At 73.5% G+C, this 16,120-nt stretch carries 11 protein-coding genes; 7 read left to right on the plus strand and 4 right to left on the minus strand.

Annotation, left to right across the window (positions count from 1 at the left end; genetic code table 11):
• Window positions 1-106: 106 nt before the first annotated feature.
• A complete protein-coding gene (locus J2S55_RS15825; RefSeq protein ID WP_306875440.1) occupies window positions 107-2,536 on the minus strand; it encodes an ABC transporter permease in 2,430 nt (809 codons plus the stop codon).
• On the minus strand, window positions 2,536-3,267 hold the full coding sequence (locus tag J2S55_RS15830; RefSeq protein ID WP_306861254.1) for an ABC transporter ATP-binding protein: 732 nt from the start codon (window positions 3,265-3,267) through the stop codon (window positions 2,536-2,538). Before J2S55_RS15830 ends, J2S55_RS15825 begins: the two co-directional genes overlap by 1 nt.
• 98 nt (window positions 3,268-3,365) lie before the next feature.
• On the opposite strand from J2S55_RS15830, the gene J2S55_RS15835 reads away from it, so the two are divergent.
• Window positions 3,366-3,974: a response regulator transcription factor gene (locus J2S55_RS15835; protein WP_306861257.1), complete on the plus strand. Its 609-nt coding sequence runs from the start codon at window positions 3,366-3,368 to the stop codon at window positions 3,972-3,974.
• On the opposite strand, the gene J2S55_RS15840 is transcribed toward J2S55_RS15835, so the two are convergent.
• Window positions 3,916-6,051 (minus strand): sensor histidine kinase, encoded by a 2,136-nt coding sequence (locus J2S55_RS15840; protein WP_306861259.1) that lies wholly within the window; start codon window positions 6,049-6,051, stop codon window positions 3,916-3,918. The two genes, J2S55_RS15835 and J2S55_RS15840, sit on opposite strands and share 59 nt — an antisense overlap.
• A gap of 286 nt (window positions 6,052-6,337) precedes the next feature.
• Complete coding sequence (locus J2S55_RS15845) at window positions 6,338-9,730, minus strand: ATP-binding protein (RefSeq protein ID WP_306861261.1); 3,393 nt, start codon at window positions 9,728-9,730, stop codon at window positions 6,338-6,340.
• A 96-nt stretch (window positions 9,731-9,826) separates the two neighbouring features.
• Here J2S55_RS15845 and J2S55_RS15850 point away from each other — a divergent pair, with 96 nt between their 5' ends.
• From J2S55_RS15850 to J2S55_RS15875, 6 genes are all read left to right on the plus strand, one after another.
• Window positions 9,827-11,203: an FAD-binding oxidoreductase gene (locus tag J2S55_RS15850; protein ID WP_306861263.1), complete on the plus strand. Its 1,377-nt coding sequence runs from the start codon at window positions 9,827-9,829 to the stop codon at window positions 11,201-11,203.
• A gap of 57 nt (window positions 11,204-11,260) precedes the next feature.
• A complete protein-coding gene (locus J2S55_RS15855; RefSeq protein ID WP_306861265.1) occupies window positions 11,261-11,443 on the plus strand; it encodes a hypothetical protein in 183 nt (60 codons plus the stop codon).
• A gap of 276 nt (window positions 11,444-11,719) precedes the next feature.
• Window positions 11,720-12,916: an MFS transporter gene (locus tag J2S55_RS15860; protein ID WP_306861267.1), complete on the plus strand. Its 1,197-nt coding sequence runs from the start codon at window positions 11,720-11,722 to the stop codon at window positions 12,914-12,916.
• A gap of 141 nt (window positions 12,917-13,057) precedes the next feature.
• Window positions 13,058-14,260, plus strand: coding sequence for a 5-aminolevulinate synthase (gene hemA / locus J2S55_RS15865; RefSeq protein ID WP_306861269.1), 1,203 nt, complete (start codon window positions 13,058-13,060; stop codon window positions 14,258-14,260).
• Between the two features lie 15 nt (window positions 14,261-14,275).
• Complete coding sequence (locus J2S55_RS15870) at window positions 14,276-15,130, plus strand: TauD/TfdA dioxygenase family protein (RefSeq protein WP_306861271.1); 855 nt, start codon at window positions 14,276-14,278, stop codon at window positions 15,128-15,130.
• On the plus strand, window positions 15,118-16,089 hold the full coding sequence (locus J2S55_RS15875) for a 3-oxoacyl-ACP synthase III family protein (RefSeq protein WP_306861273.1): 972 nt from the start codon (window positions 15,118-15,120) through the stop codon (window positions 16,087-16,089). The genes J2S55_RS15870 and J2S55_RS15875 overlap by 13 nt, the downstream gene beginning before the upstream one ends.
• Window positions 16,090-16,120 lie beyond the last annotated feature (31 nt).

Consider the following 16,120-nt stretch of genomic DNA (forward strand, 5'->3'; position numbering starts at 1 on the left):
ACCGGCCGTCAAGGCGACCCGCGCGGGTCGGCCAGGGCGCACCCGGGCGACCACCGCGGCCCGTGGGCGCCGGCGGCCGGAGCGGAGGGGCCGGGGCCCCACCGGCTCACTGCCGCGCGCCGACGGCCTCCGCCGGGTGCTCCCGCAGCAGGAGCCGGGCCGGGAGCACGGTCGCCACCAGGGCGAGGACCGCCGCGGCGGCGACCACCGCGACATAGCCGAGCGGGTCGACGTACGGCACGGCCGAGCCGGTCATGCCCAGACTGAACGCCGCCAACGTGACCAGCGCGATCCCCGTACCGAGGACCACCGCGACCACGACCGCCACGAGCGTCTCCAGCCGGAGCATCCGCAGCACCTGCCGCCGTGTGGTGCCGACCAGGCGGAGCAGCGCCAGCTCGCGAGACCTGTCCGAGGTCGACATGGCCAGCGTGTTGACCACGGCGATCGCGGTGAAGGCGACGATCAGGCCCATCGCCACGTAGTTGACCCCGGCGTTGGACGCCACCGCCTCGACCGCCTGGGCCCGGTCGAGCACGACGGCCCCGGGGGCCGCCCCGGCGATCGCGGCGCGGGACACGGAGGGCGCCGAGACGAGCAGGGTCCCGAGCGGGTCGTCCACGTGCTGGGCCACCAGCGCGTGGGAGAGGGTGAGCTCGCCGAAGCCCAGGCCGCGGGCGTAGATCGCGACGACCCCGAGCGTGACCGGGGTGCCGTCGCCCAGCGTGAGGCTCACCCGGCCGCCGACGGCGACGCCGAGCCGCCCGGCCGCGTTCTCACTGACCGCGATGTCTCCCTGGCCGAGACGGTCGAGCGAGCCCGACACCACGTCCAGGTCGACCGTCCGGTCCAGGCCGTCGGCGGTCACCGCCTGCGCGCCGTACTTGTCGAGACCGACCCGCACCGAGGTGTGCAGCACCTCGGTGACCGCCTCGACGCCGGGCATCTCCCGCAGCGCCTGCGCGACGACGCCCGGGACCCGCGGGCCGAGGACGTAGTCGGCGCGGCTGCCCGCGCCGGCCTGCTCCTGCGCGGCGTGCCCCATCGTGGTCTGGACGGACAGGATCGTGCAGGTCATCGCGGTCATCAGGCCGAGCGACGTGACGACGGACGCCAGCCGCGCGGAGCCGGCGCGCAGGTTGGCCGCGGCCAGGTGACCGCCGGCCCCGGCCGCCCGCAGCAGCGGCCCGAGCACGGCCGTCGCCGCCCGCGCGACGACCGGGCCGAGCAGCGCCACGGCGGCCGTCCACACCAGCGCGGTGAGCATGGTGACCGGGCTGGAGGCCGCCTCGGTCGACAGCGCCGACAGCAGGAGGGTCAGCGCGACGCCGCCGCCGGTGAGGAGCAGACCGGCGACCGTCCGGGCCCGGGGCAGCCGCGCCGCCGGCAGGGCCGCCTCGCCGAGCGCCTCCACGGGCCGGATCCTGATGACCCGCCGGGCGGACAGGAGCGCCGCGACCCACGCGGCCAGCACGGTGGCCGCCAGCGCGACGATCACCGGGAACGGGCTGACCACCAGCCGCAGGTGCTCGGGCATCGCGCCCAGCGCCACGAACCTGGAGCGCAGCCAGAAGCCCAGCCCGACACCCGCGCCGGAACCGATGAGCCCGGCGACGCCGGCGACCAGCAGGGCCTCGCCGCCGAGCAGCCTGCGCACCTGTCCGGGGGTGGCCGCGACGGCGCGCAGCAGGGCGATCTCGCGTCGGCGCTGCTGGATGGACAGGGAGAACGTGCCGGTCACGACGAGGACCGCGACGAGCAGCGACGTGCCGCCCAGCGCGCCGCCCAGGCTGACCAGCGTCGCCCGTGCCTTCTCGGCGTCGAGGAACTCGACCGTGCCTCGGCCGTCCCCGGTGTGGGCGAGCGCCTTGACGTCCTTCAGCGCGGCGGACACGTCCACCTGCGGGAAGACGCCGATGGCGCTGACCTGCCCCGGCCGGCCAGCCAGCCGGCGGGCCTCGGCGGGGGCGAAGAAGAGCGTGGCCTGGCCGGGCAGGGCCTGCGCGGTGACGCCCGTCACCCGGTAGCTCCGCGCTCCCTCCCCGGTCACCACGTCCAGCCGGGCGCCCACGGCCAGGCCAGAACGGGCGTCCACGACCACCTCGTCACCGGCCCGCGGCCCGCGGCCCGAACGCAGCGTGAACGGGGTGAGAGCAGCCGACTCCCAGCCGTGGCCCTGCGCCCGGCCCGCCCCGGTGTAGACGGGGAAGATCACTTCGGTGACCACCCGCTCGACCCCGGGGACCCGGCGCAGCCGCTCGGCCAGCGAGGCGGGGATCCACGCCCGTTCGGCCAGCGGCTTGGCCTTGGTCTTCGACTTCCCCTCGGATCCGCCGACCGTCCGGCGGACGGACTGGTCACCGGCCACGATCACCGGGGCACCCGCGTAGCGCTCGGGCGCGACGGCGCCGCGCAATCCGGTCTCCAGCAACATCCCGCAGGCGCAGACCAGCGCGGCGGCGCAGAGCAGGGCCACGAAGGCGCCCGCGAACCCGGCCTTGCGGTGCCGGAGTGTCCGCAACGCGAACCCGATCATCACTTCCACGCCCCCAGCCTCGTCATCCGCTCGGCGACCTTCTCGGAGGTCGGCGCGGCCATGGCGTCCACGATCCGGCCGTCGGCCAGGAACAGGACGGTGTCGGCGTACGACGCCGCCACCGGGTCGTGCGTCACCATGACCACCGTCTGGCCCATCCCGTCGACGACCTCGCGCAGCAGCGTCAGCACGTCGCGGGCGGTCATCGTGTCGAGCGCGCCCGTCGGCTCGTCGCCGAACACCACCTCGGGCCTGGTGACCAGCGCCCGCGCGATCGCCACCCGCTGCTGCTGGCCGCCGGAGAGCTGGGCCGGCAGGTGGCCGGTCCGGCCCTCCAGGCCGACCCGCCGCACGACCTCGGCCAGCCACGCGCTGTCCACGCGGACGCCGGCCAGCCGCAGGGGGAGCGTGACGTTGTCGAGCACGGTGAGCGACGAGACCAGGTTGAACGCCTGGAACACGAACCCGACCCGCTGCCTGCGCAGCACCGTCAGCGCCGTCTCGTCCATCCCGGCCAGTTCGGTGCCGCCCAGCCGTACCGAGCCGGAGGAGGGCACGTCCAGCCCGGCCGCGCAGTGCAGGAACGTGCTCTTGCCCGATCCGGAGGGGCCCATCACCGCGGTGAAGCTCCCCCGGGTGAAGGCCGCCGACACCTCGCGCAGGGCGGCCACGGCCCCCTGGCCTTTCCCGTACACCTTGCTCACCGCGTCCAAGCGCACCGCATCCGTCATGGCTCCAACCCTGCCGACCTGCTGCGACGCGGGCCAGAGACGCGATCACGCGTGCATCATGACGTCATCATGATCCGGACACTGATAGACATATGCCTGTGATTCGCGTGCTTCTGGCAGAGGACCAGCACGTCATCAGGGGAGCCCTGGTCGCGCTGCTCGGCCTCGAACCGGACCTTGAGGTCGTCGCCGCGGTCGAGTCCGGCGACGCCGTCGTCCCCTCGGCCCTGATCCACCGTCCGGACGTCGCGGTGCTCGACATCGACATGCCCGGCACCCTGGACGGCCTGGCCGCCGCGGCCGTGCTCCGCGCCGAGCTGCCCGGCTGCCGGGTGCTCATGTTGACCGGGTACGGCAAGCCCGGGCACCTGCGCAGGGCACTCGGCGCGCAGGTGGACGGGTTCCTGCTGAAGACCGCGCCGCCCGAGGAGCTGGTCTCCGGGATCCGCAAGGTGGCGGGCGGGGAGCGGGTGCTCGATCCCTCGCTCGCGGTCACCGCGTGGGATCTGGCCGACAACCCGCTCACCCCCCGCGAGGCCGACGTGCTCCGGCTGGCGGCCGAGGGGGCGGAGGCCACCGAGATCGCCGGGCGGCTCTATCTGAGCGCGGGGACGGTGCGCAACTACCTCACCACGATCGTCACCAAGCTCAACGCCCGCAACCGTACCGACGCCGTCCGCATCGCCTCCGAGGCCGGCTGGATCTGACCGGCTCCGGAGGCCGGCCGGTCCGGCCGGGGAGAGGCGCTCCGGCGGGCCCGTGGGGCGCCCAGGCGTCCAGCTCGAACCAGCCGTCGTCCGCTCCGGCCGTGAGCGTCCCGTCCAGGGCCGCCAGGCGGGTCGTCAGGTTGCCGATCCCCGACGACCCCCTCCTGCCGGTGGAAGGGGGCGCCCCGTCGTTCCGGACGCGGAGCCGTACCCCGCCGCCCCCCGGCTCCGTCGAGATCGCGCAGGAGCCGGCGGCGCTGTGCCGCAGCACGTTGGTCACCGCCTCCCGGAGCACCGCGCTCAGCACGGTCTCGACCTCGGCGGGGAGCGCGCCGTGCGCCAGGTCGACCGCTGTCTCGATGCCCGCGGCGGCCAGCACCGACCGCGCCGACTCCGCCTCCACGGCCAGGGACATGCCGTGCGCGTCGCCGGAGACGGCCCGCACGTCCGCCTCGGCCCGCCCGGTCATGGTCAGTACGTCCTCCAGTTCGGCGCGGGCCGGTCCGGGTCCCAGGCGGCGGGCGAGCTCGCACTTGAGCAGGATCGCGGCCAGGCTGTGCCCGAGCAGGTCGTGGAGGTCACGGGCGGCGCGCAGGCGTTCCTCGACGACCGCCGAGCGGGCGAGCTCCTCCCGGGCGGCCTGGAGCTCCTTCACGAGCTGGGCCAGGCGCTGCAGGCTGTAGACGACCAGGCCGGTCACCAGCGTGCTCACGACGTAGTTGACCGTCAGCGGGAGCGGCAGGCCGAGCAGTACGGCCATCACCCCGACACTCGCCGTCACGCAGGCGACCAGCGGCACGGCCACCGCCCAGGGGAGGGCGAGCAGGAGCGGCCCGGCGAGGAAGCCCGCCACGCCCAGCCACGCGCGCCCGAACACGGCGACCGGCAGGTAGGTGAGCAGCGCCATCAGGACGAGCGCCACCGTGTGCCGCCCGTTGACCGAGCGGAGCTGCATGACGACGATCACGGCGAGGCAGGCGGCGGCGGGCAGGGCCAGGTCCGCGGGGACGGCCAGCAGCGCCTTGATCGAGAAACCCACCAGCACGGCGCCCAGCAGGGCGACGGAGAGCCCGTAGGCGCTCCGGTCCTCGGCCGCCGCCACGGGCCTGCGGACGTCGGGGAGCATGACGTCGACGACCAGCCGGCCCTCGGGAGTGAGCCCGGTGGACAGGGTGCCGCCCGCGGCGGCGACCTGGGCGGGCAGGTCGCCCAGATTCTCGTCCTCGGCGGTGGGCGCGTCGTCGCTGACGACGCGGAGCCCCGCCCTCCCCTCCTCGGCGACCGTCTCGATCAGGCACGTCCTGGCCGTGCCCCGCCGCACGATCTCGGTCACGGCCTCCCGCAGCACGGTGGCCAGCAGCGCGCCCGCGGGCCCCAGCGGCTCCGCGTGACCGATGCGCACCTCCACCGGAACCCCCGCGGCGGCCAGCATCGCGCGGGCGGTGGCCACCTCGGGCGCCAGCGACATGGCCCGGTAGCCGGCCGCGGCGTTCCTGGCGTCGGCCAGGCAGGCGCGGGCGGTGCCGACGACCTCGCCGAGCACCTCCGCCACGCGGTCCGGCTCCTCAAGGGCCAGCCGGACACCCCTGGTGATCTCGGCGAGCCCCCTGCCGAGACCGTCGCTGAGCCCGGCGGCGATCCGCAGCCGCTCCTGCGCGACCGCGGCCATCGCCAGGGCGAGCCGGGCGGCGTGCACCTCGTCGACCCGCTCGGTGAGCCTGGTGAGGCCGTAGACGACCAGACTGATCAGCACCATGCTGATCGCGGAGTCCGCGGGCCCGATCAGGGCGGCGCTGAGCACGACGGGCAGGACGAGCGGCCACCACGGCGTCAGCAGCAGCGATCCGCCCAGGAAGCCGAGGATCCCGACGGACGTGCCGGAGCCGAGCGTCGCGGCGTAGACGGCCGCGGCCTGTACGGCGAGCAGCCACCATCCCCTGAACCTCCGCAGGGAGGGGAACACGTAGCAGAGCTGGAGCCCGAAGACCACGATCGCGAGCGGCGAGCCGGCGAAGACGTAGACGGCCGCGAACCCCGCCAGCACCACGGTGACGATCCCCCGTGCCAGACCAGTCATCCGGCTCCCCCAAGTGCGCAGACCAGGGCAGAAGCCTAGTGCTCGGCACGATGGTGACGGACAGCCGGTCAAGCGGCCAGAACGGCCGGGGCGGTCAGAACGACCGGAGCAGCCGGAGCGGTCAGGACGACTGGAGCGGTCAGGACGGGAGGGGGCAGCCAGGACGGCCAGAGCGGTCAGGACGGGAGGGGACAGCCAGGGCGGGAGGGGGCGCGACCCGCGGCCGACCGGCCGGACGGACGTGGACGGCCGCGGGTCCGGGGCTCACCCGCCGCGGGTCCGGGGCTCACCCGGTGAGGCGGGCCAGGAGCGCCCGGCTCTCCTCCTCCAGATGCGTGAGACCGAGGTCGCGGTGCGTCTCAAGTGCGGCACGGGCGTGGTCACGGGCCGCCGCCGTACGGCCCAGCCGCCCGGCCAGCTCGGCGAGGACCAGGTGGGTGGAGCCCCAGCCCGCACTGCCCATCCCGGCGACGATCAGCTGGTCCGCGTACGGCAGGAGCCTGTCGTAGCACTCCCCGGGATCGGGGACCCCCAGCCCGGCGGCGACCAGCCCCCAGACGGGGATGAGGAAGTCGGCGATCCAGTCCTCCCCGACCTCGGTGCCCCAGCGCCCGACGAGCTCACGGGCCAGATCGGGCCGGCCCGCCTCAAGGGCGGCCAGGACCGCGACCGGCCGGAGCGGGACCAGCTGCGGATCCTCGGCCGCGGCGACCAGCTCGTCGACGACCTCGGCGGCCCGGCCCTGCCCCCGCCTGCACGTGTAGGTCGTCACCAGCAGGCGGAAGCGCTCACCCCAGCGGCTGGAGCCGAACCGCATCGCGCCGAACCTGCCCAGCAGCGACTCCGCCTCCTCCCACCGCCCGTCGAGGGTACGGCGGGCGGTCTCGGCGATGCGCACCATCCCCTCGAGCTCCGGGCGGGGCGCCTGGCCCAGCAGCCGCCGGCAGCGGGCCAGGTCACGGTCCCATCCGGCCAGGTCCCCCATGCGCAGCAGGCACGCCATCCGGGAGATCCTGGCCACCAGCTCGGCCGCCCGCGGCAGGCCCGGCAGGGCGAGCATCTCCTCGGCCGCCCGCAGCCGCTCCGGAGTGCTGCCGGGGACCCAGACCGCGGTCATGTAGTTGTTGAGGGTGCGGGCGAGCAGCGCGGTGTCCCCCACCCGGCGGGCGATCTCCACCGCCTCGGCCGCGTGCCGTTCCCCCTCGGCGCGGCGCGGCCCGTAGTACAGCTCCAGGGCGAGCGTGCCCAGCAGCGCCGCCCGGTCGCGCTCGGTCAGCGGCCCGGCCAGCAGGTCCTCGATCACCTCGACCATCCGCCCGTCCACCTCGCCGTAGGAACGCCAGTGCCACATGGCCGGCCCGCCGAGCACGGTGATCGCGGAGACCAGCGCGGCCCGGTCCCCCGCCCGCAGGGCCAGCTCGACCGCCTCCTCCAGGTCGCGGTGGGCCGCCTCGGCCTGGCCCACGGTACGGCGGGCCTCTCCCAGCCCGGCCAGCAGCGTGGACCTGGCCACGCCGTCACCCGGCGGCAGCGCCGCCAGCGCGAGCTCCCAGAACTCCACGGCCTCGGTGTAGGCGAGCTGCGCCGTCGCGTGCCGGGCCGCCCGGGAGGCGTGCTCCACCGCCTTGGCCGCGCCGCCCACCTTCGCGGCCAGGGCGAAGTGGTGGGCCAGCGTGGCCGACTCGGCCTCGGGCAGCAGGGGCTCCAGCGCCCGGCCCGCCCTGAGGTGCAGCCGGGCCCGCTCCAGGCGGCTCAGCCCGGCATACAGCGCGTCGCGCACCAGCGCGTGGGAGAAGCGGTAGTCGAAGCCGCCGGGCGTCTCGGCCAGCAGGCCGGTCGCCACCGCCGGTTCCAGCAGCGACATCACCGGCTCGGCGGGGAGGCCGGTGATGGCGCCGAGCAGGTCGACGTCCACCTCGCGGCCGGTCACCGCGGCGGCGCGCAGCAGCTCGCGCGTCTCCTCCGGGAGCCGGGCGACACGGCGTTCGATGACGTCGCGCGCCCCCGGGGGGACGGCGTCCAGCAGGCCCTGCTCGCTCTCCCGCAGGCGCAGCAGCTCGCCGAGGTAGAAGGGGTTCCCGCCGGTCCGCTCCAGCAGCAGGGCGACCAGCTCCGGCGCCCCGTCGATCCGCCGCGAGCGCAGGTAGGACGAGACGCCGGCGGCGTCGAACGGGTCCAGCGCCACCCGCTCGGTCGCCTGCTCCCTGGACAGCGCGGCGAGGGTGTCGCGCAGCTGCCCGGGGTGCTCGCCGGGCTCGGGGCGGAGCGTGGCCACCACCAGCACCGGGTGGCCGGCCAGCTCGCCGGCGACGAAGCTCAGCAGTCCGAGCGAGGAGGCGTCGGCCCAGTGCAGATCCTCCAGGAGCACCAGCAGCGGCCCGCCGGTCGAGGTCAGCGCGGACACGACCCGCCCGTACAGCTCGAACAGCGCCGCGTCGGGGTCCTGGCCGCGCGGCGTCTCACCCGTGAGCAGGCCCGCGTCGGCCCCGAGCTCGCGCAGCACCTGGGTCCAGGGCCAGAAGGCGGGGGCCGTGCCGTCGACGGAGCGGCCCCAGGCCGTTCCGAAACCGCGCGCGGCCGCCTGGTCGGCCGCGGCCTGGGCGAGCCGGGTCTTACCGATCCCCGCCTCCCCGGTGATCAGCACGGTGCCGCCGTGGCCGCGCCGTACCTCCGCCAGCCGCTCCTCCAGCCGCAGGAGCTGCTCCTGCCGTGCCACCAGCCCCTCCCGCGCCCGCGCCGCGACCGGCCCCTCCCCGGCCGCCGCCCCGGCGGGCCAGGGCGCGACGGCCGCGACCGGCGGGGCGGGGGCGGCGGACGTGCCGGAGCCGTCGGGGGCGACGGACGTGCCGAGGACGGCGGGGACGGCGGGCGTGCCGAGGACGGCGGGCACGACGGGCCGCGCCTCAAGCCCGCTCGCCTGCTCGAACACCGCCTGTTCCAGCCGCCGCAACTCGGGGCCCGGCTCGATGCCGAGGTCGCCGGCGAGCCTGGCGCGGACCCTGCGGAGCGCGGCCAGCGCGTCGGCCTGCCGGCCCGCCCGGTACAGCGCCAGCACCAGCAGCCCCCACAGCCGCTCCCGGTAGGGGTACGTCTCCACCAGCGCCTCCAGGTCCGGCACGCACGTGCCGCTCTCGCCCAGCGCCAGCCTGGCCTCGAACCTGTCCTCGACGGCGGTGTCACGCAGCTCGCCCAGCCGCGCCACGACCGGCTGGGCGAACTCCTGGTCGGCGAACTCCCCCAGCGGGTCCCCCCGCCACAGACCCAGCGCCCGCTCCAGCACCCGGAGCGCCTCGGCGTGCGCGCCCCGCGCCAGCGCCCTGCGGCCCTCGTCGGCCCAGGCGGTGAAGCGGGTCAGGTCGACCTGGCCGGGAGCGACGGCCAGCAGGTAGCCGGGTTCGCGGGTGAGCAGGATCCGGGGCGGCGTGCGGGGCGGCCGGTCCGGCTCCAGCACCTTGCGCAGGTGCGCGATGTAGGCCTGGAGCGTCCTGGTCGCGCCCGCGGGCGGCTCACCGGTCCACAGCTCGTCGATCAGCCGGTCGAGTGAGACCACCCGGCCGGGCTCCAGAGCCAGCATCGCCACCAGCGCGCGCTGCTTGCGGGTGCCCAGGTCGAGCGGCCGGCCCGAGCCGTCGGCCACCTCAAGCGGACCGAACAGCCGGAAGGTCATATCGGTCGGCATACATCCTCTTTCATCGTCTTACATCGGTACCTCAACTGGACCCCAGCTCGATCCCATACCGGCCGGCCCAAACTAGGGCCAACGGAAGGAGAGATCATGACGATTGGGAACGAGCTGAGGAACGCGGTCCGGGGCCGGGTCCTGGTGGCGGGCGACGAGGGGTTCGAGCAGGCCGGGCGGCCGTGGAACCTGGCGGTGGAGCAGCCGGTCCGGGCCGTGGTGGAGGCCGAGGACGCCGATGACGTGGCCGCGGTGGTCGGCTACGCCCGGCTGGCGGGGCTGGCGGTGGCGGCCCAGCCCAGCGGGCACGGCGCCAGTGGTTCGGCCGACGGGGTGATCCTGCTGCGCACCGGGCGGCTCGGTGACCTGGAGGTGCGGCCGGCGGAGCGGGTGGCCCGGGTGGGCGCGGGGGTGCAATGGGGGCAGGTGCTGGCCGCGGCGGGCCCGCACGGCCTGACCGGGCTGGCGGGCAGCTCGCCGGTGGTCAGCGTGACCGGCTACACCCTGGGTGGCGGGCTGAGCTGGTTCGGCCGCCGTCACGGGTTCGCCGCCGACAGTGTGCGGGCCTTCGAGGTGGTGGACGCCGAGGGGCGCCGGGCGCGGGTGAGCGCCGGGTCCGATCCGGAGCTGTTCTGGGCGCTGCGTGGCGGTGGTGGGGACTTCGCGTTGGTGACGGCGGTGGAGTTCGAGCTGTATCCGGCGCCGCGGTTGTACGGCGGGCGGGTCATGTGGCCGGCCGAGCGGGCGGCGGAGGTGCTGGAGGCCTTCCGGGAGATCACCGCGGACGCGCCCGAGGAGCTCAGCGTCTGGTTCGATCTGTTGAGTTTCCCGCCGCTGCCCTTCCTGCCTGATCTGCTGCGGGGGAAGGCGCTGGTGGCGGTGGACGCGACCTTTTTGGGGGAGGGCGGGGAGGGGCAGGACCTGCTGCGCCGCCTGGACAAGATCGGCGGGGCCGTCATGGACAGCCGGGGCGTCCTGCCGGTGGCCGAGCTGGGCGGCATCTGCGCCGAGCCGACCGACCCCGGGGCGGGCCTGTCGCGCGGGGAGCTGCTGACCGGTCTCGACGACGCGGCGGCCCAGGTGCTGCTGTCGCGGCCCATCGACCCGCTGCTCAGCGTGCAGATCCGGCACCTGGGCGGCGCGCTGGCCCGCCCGGCGGAGGGCGGCGGCGCCTGCGGGCACCTGACCGAGCCGTACTCGCTCTACATGTTCGGCATCCCCTCGACGCCCGAGGCCGCGGCGGCCGTCGGGGAACGCCAGAGCGAGATCGCGGCCGCGCTCGTGCCGCACACCAGCGGGCGCAAGCCGTACACCTATCTCGCCCCGGGCGAGCGGGCCGCGGCGGCCTTCACCGGCGACACCATCACCCGGCTCCGCGACCTCAAGCGCGCCCGCGACCCCCACGGCGTCTTCCGCAGCAACTACCCGGTCCTCGACCAGCGGCCGGAGCGGCCGCACGGCGGCACGCGGTGACGGTGTGGCCCGGCACACACAGTTAACTGCCAGGAAAGCTGAGTAACCTCCCTCGGCATGAACTGGCGGCGCACGGTCGACAACGTCCTGGTCAGGTTCACCGGACTCCAGGTCAGCCGGGCCGGCGGAGCGGGCCCCGCGCCCGCCGCGACACCCGCCGCCGCGGCCGTCACCCCCATGTGGGAGCGGCTGTTCGCGGAACTCCTGCGGGGCGGCGCGGCCGGGAAAACCCGAAGTTAACAGTTCTGACCATTCTGACCGCGTTCTGACCAAACTGACCGCAGCACGGATTGCGGGGGAGCGCGCGGGTGGGGTTCACTTCTTGAGAGTGCTCTGAATGGGCCGGCGGGAAATCAATATGGCCGGCGACCGGATCGGCACCGTAGCCGAACAGGTTTTCCCGGTGAGAGCGGCCCCCGTTCTCCCCTCATTCACGTGCCCGATGAAAAACCGTCCGTTCAAATGATGTCCGGTGCCGCCCATCAGCCGTCATACGCATCAAGGGAGCCCGCTGGAATGCCGCTCGCCCTGCTCGCGCTCACATTGAGTTCTTTCGGGATCGGGACCACGGAATTCGTGGTCATGGGGCTGCTGCCCAACGTCGCCGGCGACCTTTCGGTCAGCATCACGACAGCCGGTTTCCTCATATCCGGATACGCGCTGGGCGTCGTCGTGGGCGGGCCGCTGCTGGTCGCGGCCGGCATCCGGATGCCCCGCAAGAACATGCTCCTCATCCTCATGGTGATTTTCATCTGCGGCAATCTGCTGTCGGCCCTGGCGCCCGGCTACGCGCTGCTGATGCTGGGCCGGATCACGACCGCGATCTGCCACGGCGCCTTCCTGGGAGTCGCCTCCGTCGTGGCCGCCGACCTGGTCGAGGAGAGCAGGAAAGCCCGCGCGATCGCGATGGTCTTCACCGGTGGCGCCGCCGCCAACGTCGTCGGGGCGCCGCTGGGCACCTGGGTCGGGCAGAACTTCGGCTGGCGTGTCACCTTCTGGATGCTCGTCGGCATCGGGCTGGTCGGCCTCGCCGGCATCGCCCGGCTGATCCCCGCGCAGCGGTCGCAGGCCGATGCCCGGCTGGGCCGGGAGCTGGCGGTCCTGCGCCGGCCGCAGGTGGGGCTGGCGCTGGCCATGACCGCGCTGAGCCTCGGCGCGCTGTTCGCCTCCTTCAGCTACGTCGCGCCGATGCTGACCGAGGTGACGGGGTACTCGGAGGAGGCGCTCACCCCCCTGCTCGCCCTCTTCGGCGTCGGCCTGGTCGTGGGCAACACGCTCGGCGGCCGGTACGCCGACCGCGCGCTGCTGCCCACCCTCGGGGCCGCGCTCGCCGCGCTCACGGCCGTGCTGGCCGTGTTCGCCTTCACCGCCCGCTCCCCGGTGCCGGCGGCGATCACCTTCGCGCTGCTCGGCGTCGCCGGGTTCGCCACCGTCCCGGGGCTGATGACCCGGGTGATCAGCAAGGCCGAGGGGGCGCCGACCCTCGCGGCGGTCGTCACGGTCTCGGCCTCCAACGTCGGCATCGCGCTGGGCGCCTACCTCGGGGGCCTGAGCATCGACGCCGGATACGGCTACACCTCGCCCAACTGGATCGGCGCGATCATGGCGGCCGCCGCGCTCGCGCTGACCATCGCCTCCGGCGCGCTGGAGACGCGCGGCGGACCCACACGCGGGATCAACACCCCCGTCCCCTCTCGCGGACATCGGTCCTGACGGTCAGGACTGTTCCGACGCTTGTCCAGTCACATGCGTTCGCCAGCCACAGCGAGCCCGGCTCCGAAGACGTCCGCCCGACCGCCCCGGTGGCGGGACACCATCACGGTGAGGGCGGAGGACAATCAGCGAAGGATGCGCATGCCCACAAAAGTCCCCACCCGGCCCCACGTATTCGAAACATTTGCGAAAAAGCTCCAGGAGCTCAAGAGCAAGGGCCTTTACCGGCACTATTTCTCCACCGCGCACATGGCCGCCAGCCCGGGGCAGACCCTGCGTATGGGCCATGAGGTCCAGGTGTGGTGCAGCAATGACTATCTCGGCCTGAGCCAGCACCCGGATCTCATCAAGGCACAGATCGACTCGACCGCGCTGCACGGCACCAGCATGGGCGGTTCGCGCAACATCGGCGGGACGAGCGTCACTCATGTCGAGCTGGAATCAGAGCTGGCCGGCTGGCACGGGAAGGAGCGCGCGCTCATATTCTCCAGCGGCTACGTGGCGAACTTCGAGACGCTCAGCGTGCTGCTGTCGGCGGTCCCGGACATGGTGGTCATCTCGGATGAGAACAATCACCGCTCCCTCATCGAGGGGATCCGCCGGGCGAAATGCGAAAAGCGGATATTTCAGCATAATGATCTGGTCGAGCTTGAGCGCTGCCTGGCCGAGTACGACAGGTCGCGGCCCAAGATGATCGTCTTCGAGTCGGTGTACTCGATGGACGCCGACGCGTCCCCGATCAGCGCCATATGCGACCTGGCCGAGCAGTACGACGCCCTGACCTACCTCGACGAGACGCACGCCATCGGGGTCAAGGGCCCGACCGGCGCGGGGATCTGCGAGGAGATCGGAGAGACGCGGCCGACCTTCGTCCAGGGCGTCTTCGGCAAGGCCATCGGGACGGTCGGCGGATACGTCGCGGGCCCCGACACGGCCCTGGACTACGTGCGCTCCTACGCCCCCGGCTTCATCTTCACCACCTCCCTTCCGCAGGCCTGCATGGACGCCACGATGAAGGGCCTGGACCTCGTCCGGCGCGGCGACGACCTGCGCCGGGCGCTGACCGACAACTCACTGCGCATGAAAGCCGCCCTGCGGTCGGCCGGCATCCCCTTCATCGACGGGGAGCACCACATCATCCCGGTGATGGTGCCCGGCAGCGACCGCGTCCGCAAGGTGGCCGACCTCCTCCTGGAGGACCACCTCATCTACGTCCAGCCGATCAACTTCCCGTCCGTCCCGCTCGGGACGGAGCGGCTGCGCGTCACCGTCGCCCCGTACCGGACGGCCGAACAGATCGAACACTTCGCGTACGCCCTGGAAGACAGCCTCACCCGCGTGTGAACCAAGGAGACGGCAATGGACAGGATCGACCTGACCCCCTTCATCGGCGCGGAACTGACCGGCGTCACCTACGAGGACCTGCAGCGGGACGACGTCTTCGACGAACTGGTCACCGCTCTCCACCAGCGCGAACTCGTGATCATCCGGGGGATCGAGGTGACGCCCCGGCAGCAGGTGGACCTCGCGGTCCGCATCGGCAGGCCCATCCCCTTCGTGCTGGAGCAGTACCGCTACCCGGAGCTGCCGGAGATCATGATCTCCTCCAACGAGGTGCGGGACAACAAGTCCATCGGCGTGGCCCGGGTCGGCAACTTCTGGCACCAGGACTCGTCCTTCGTCGCCAAGCCCGCCGAATACACCATGCTGCACGGCGTGAACGTCCCGCAGACCAGCGGCCACACCCTGTTCGCCAGCGCCGTCGACGTCTACGACCGGCTGCCCGACGACTGGAAGAAGAAGATCGACGACCGCAAGGCGTGGCACACCGTGGCCAAGCGCCTGCGCATCCGCAGCGAGCACGTGGGACTGTCGACGGCCGAGTACAGGGCCTGGATCGAGGAGAAGCACCCGAAGGTCGAGCACCCGCTGGTGCGGCAGGACCCCTTCACCAAGCAGACGTATCTATACGGCGCCCCGGAGTACATGGACTCGGTGCAGGGCTTCGACGCCAACGAGAACGAGGCGTTCTTCACCCTGCTCGACAGCCTCATCCAGGACCCGGACCACGTCTACACCCACCGCTGGACCCCTGACGACCTCGTGGTGTGGAAGACCTCCACGACCCTGCACGCGGCGACCGACGTCGAACCCGGGGTGGCCCGGACCGTGCACCGGGTCAGCATCGAAGCCGAGCAGCCGTGGGCGGAATAGCCGACCTGGAGGTCGCCTTCCCCACCTCGCGCGTCAGCGTGCGGCACATGTCCGCCATGTCGGGGGTCCCGGTCCCCGAGATCCTGGAGATCACCCATTCCAGGAGCTTCCCGGTCCTCGGCCCGGACGAGCGGTCGTGGGAGCTGGCGCTCGAAGCGGCCAGAGCCGTCCTGAAGCGCACGCAGGTGGAGCCCGGCGCCATCCGGCAGGTGATATTCGCCGGCTCCGGCGAGTGGGACGTCCCGTTCTGGTCGCCGGCGGCCAGGGTGGCCCTCGGACTCGGCATCGAGCGCGCCCACTGCTTCGAGATCGGCAACTTCTGCAACGCCGGGATGACGGCGGTCCGGACCGGGCTGGACGGGATCGCGGCGGGCCGCGCCGAGTACGTGCTGGTGCTCGTCGGCGACCGGCTGGGCACGATGGTCGACTACCGCGATCCCGGTTCCAAGGCGCTGTTCAACCTGGGCGACGCCGCCGCGGCGATGCTCCTGGCGCGTGAGGACTACGCCTTCGAGGTGCTGCACTCGGCCATGCGGACCGATCCGAGCTGGTCGGACTACTACACCGGCGAGCACCGGCCGGACCGGGTCGTGATCCGCCGCAACGGGCACCGCGGCGGGCTCGCGGCGGCCTACGTGGAGAACTTCACCGCGCTCGTCGGCGAGACGCTGGGCGCGCTCGGCGCACGGGCGTCGGATGTGTCCCACTTCCTGATCAACCAGGGGGACAGGTCCATGCACGAGCGGCTCCTGCGGGAGACCGGCATCCCGGCGGACCGCAGCGTCTTCAACTACGACCGGCTGGGCCACATGGGCGGCGCGGACACCATGATCGCCCTCCGCGGGCTGCTGGACGGCGGCGGCCTCCGGCACGGCGACCTGATCCTGCTCGCCACCAGCGCCATGGGCTTCAGCTGGGGCGTCATGGCCCTGCGGTACCGGCCGGACGGCCAGGTGTGATCTCCGCGGGGACGGCGGCCGCCCGCCGTGA

The sequence above is a fragment of the Streptosporangium brasiliense genome, assembly GCF_030811595.1.
Classification (GTDB): domain Bacteria; phylum Actinomycetota; class Actinomycetes; order Streptosporangiales; family Streptosporangiaceae; genus Streptosporangium; species Streptosporangium brasiliense.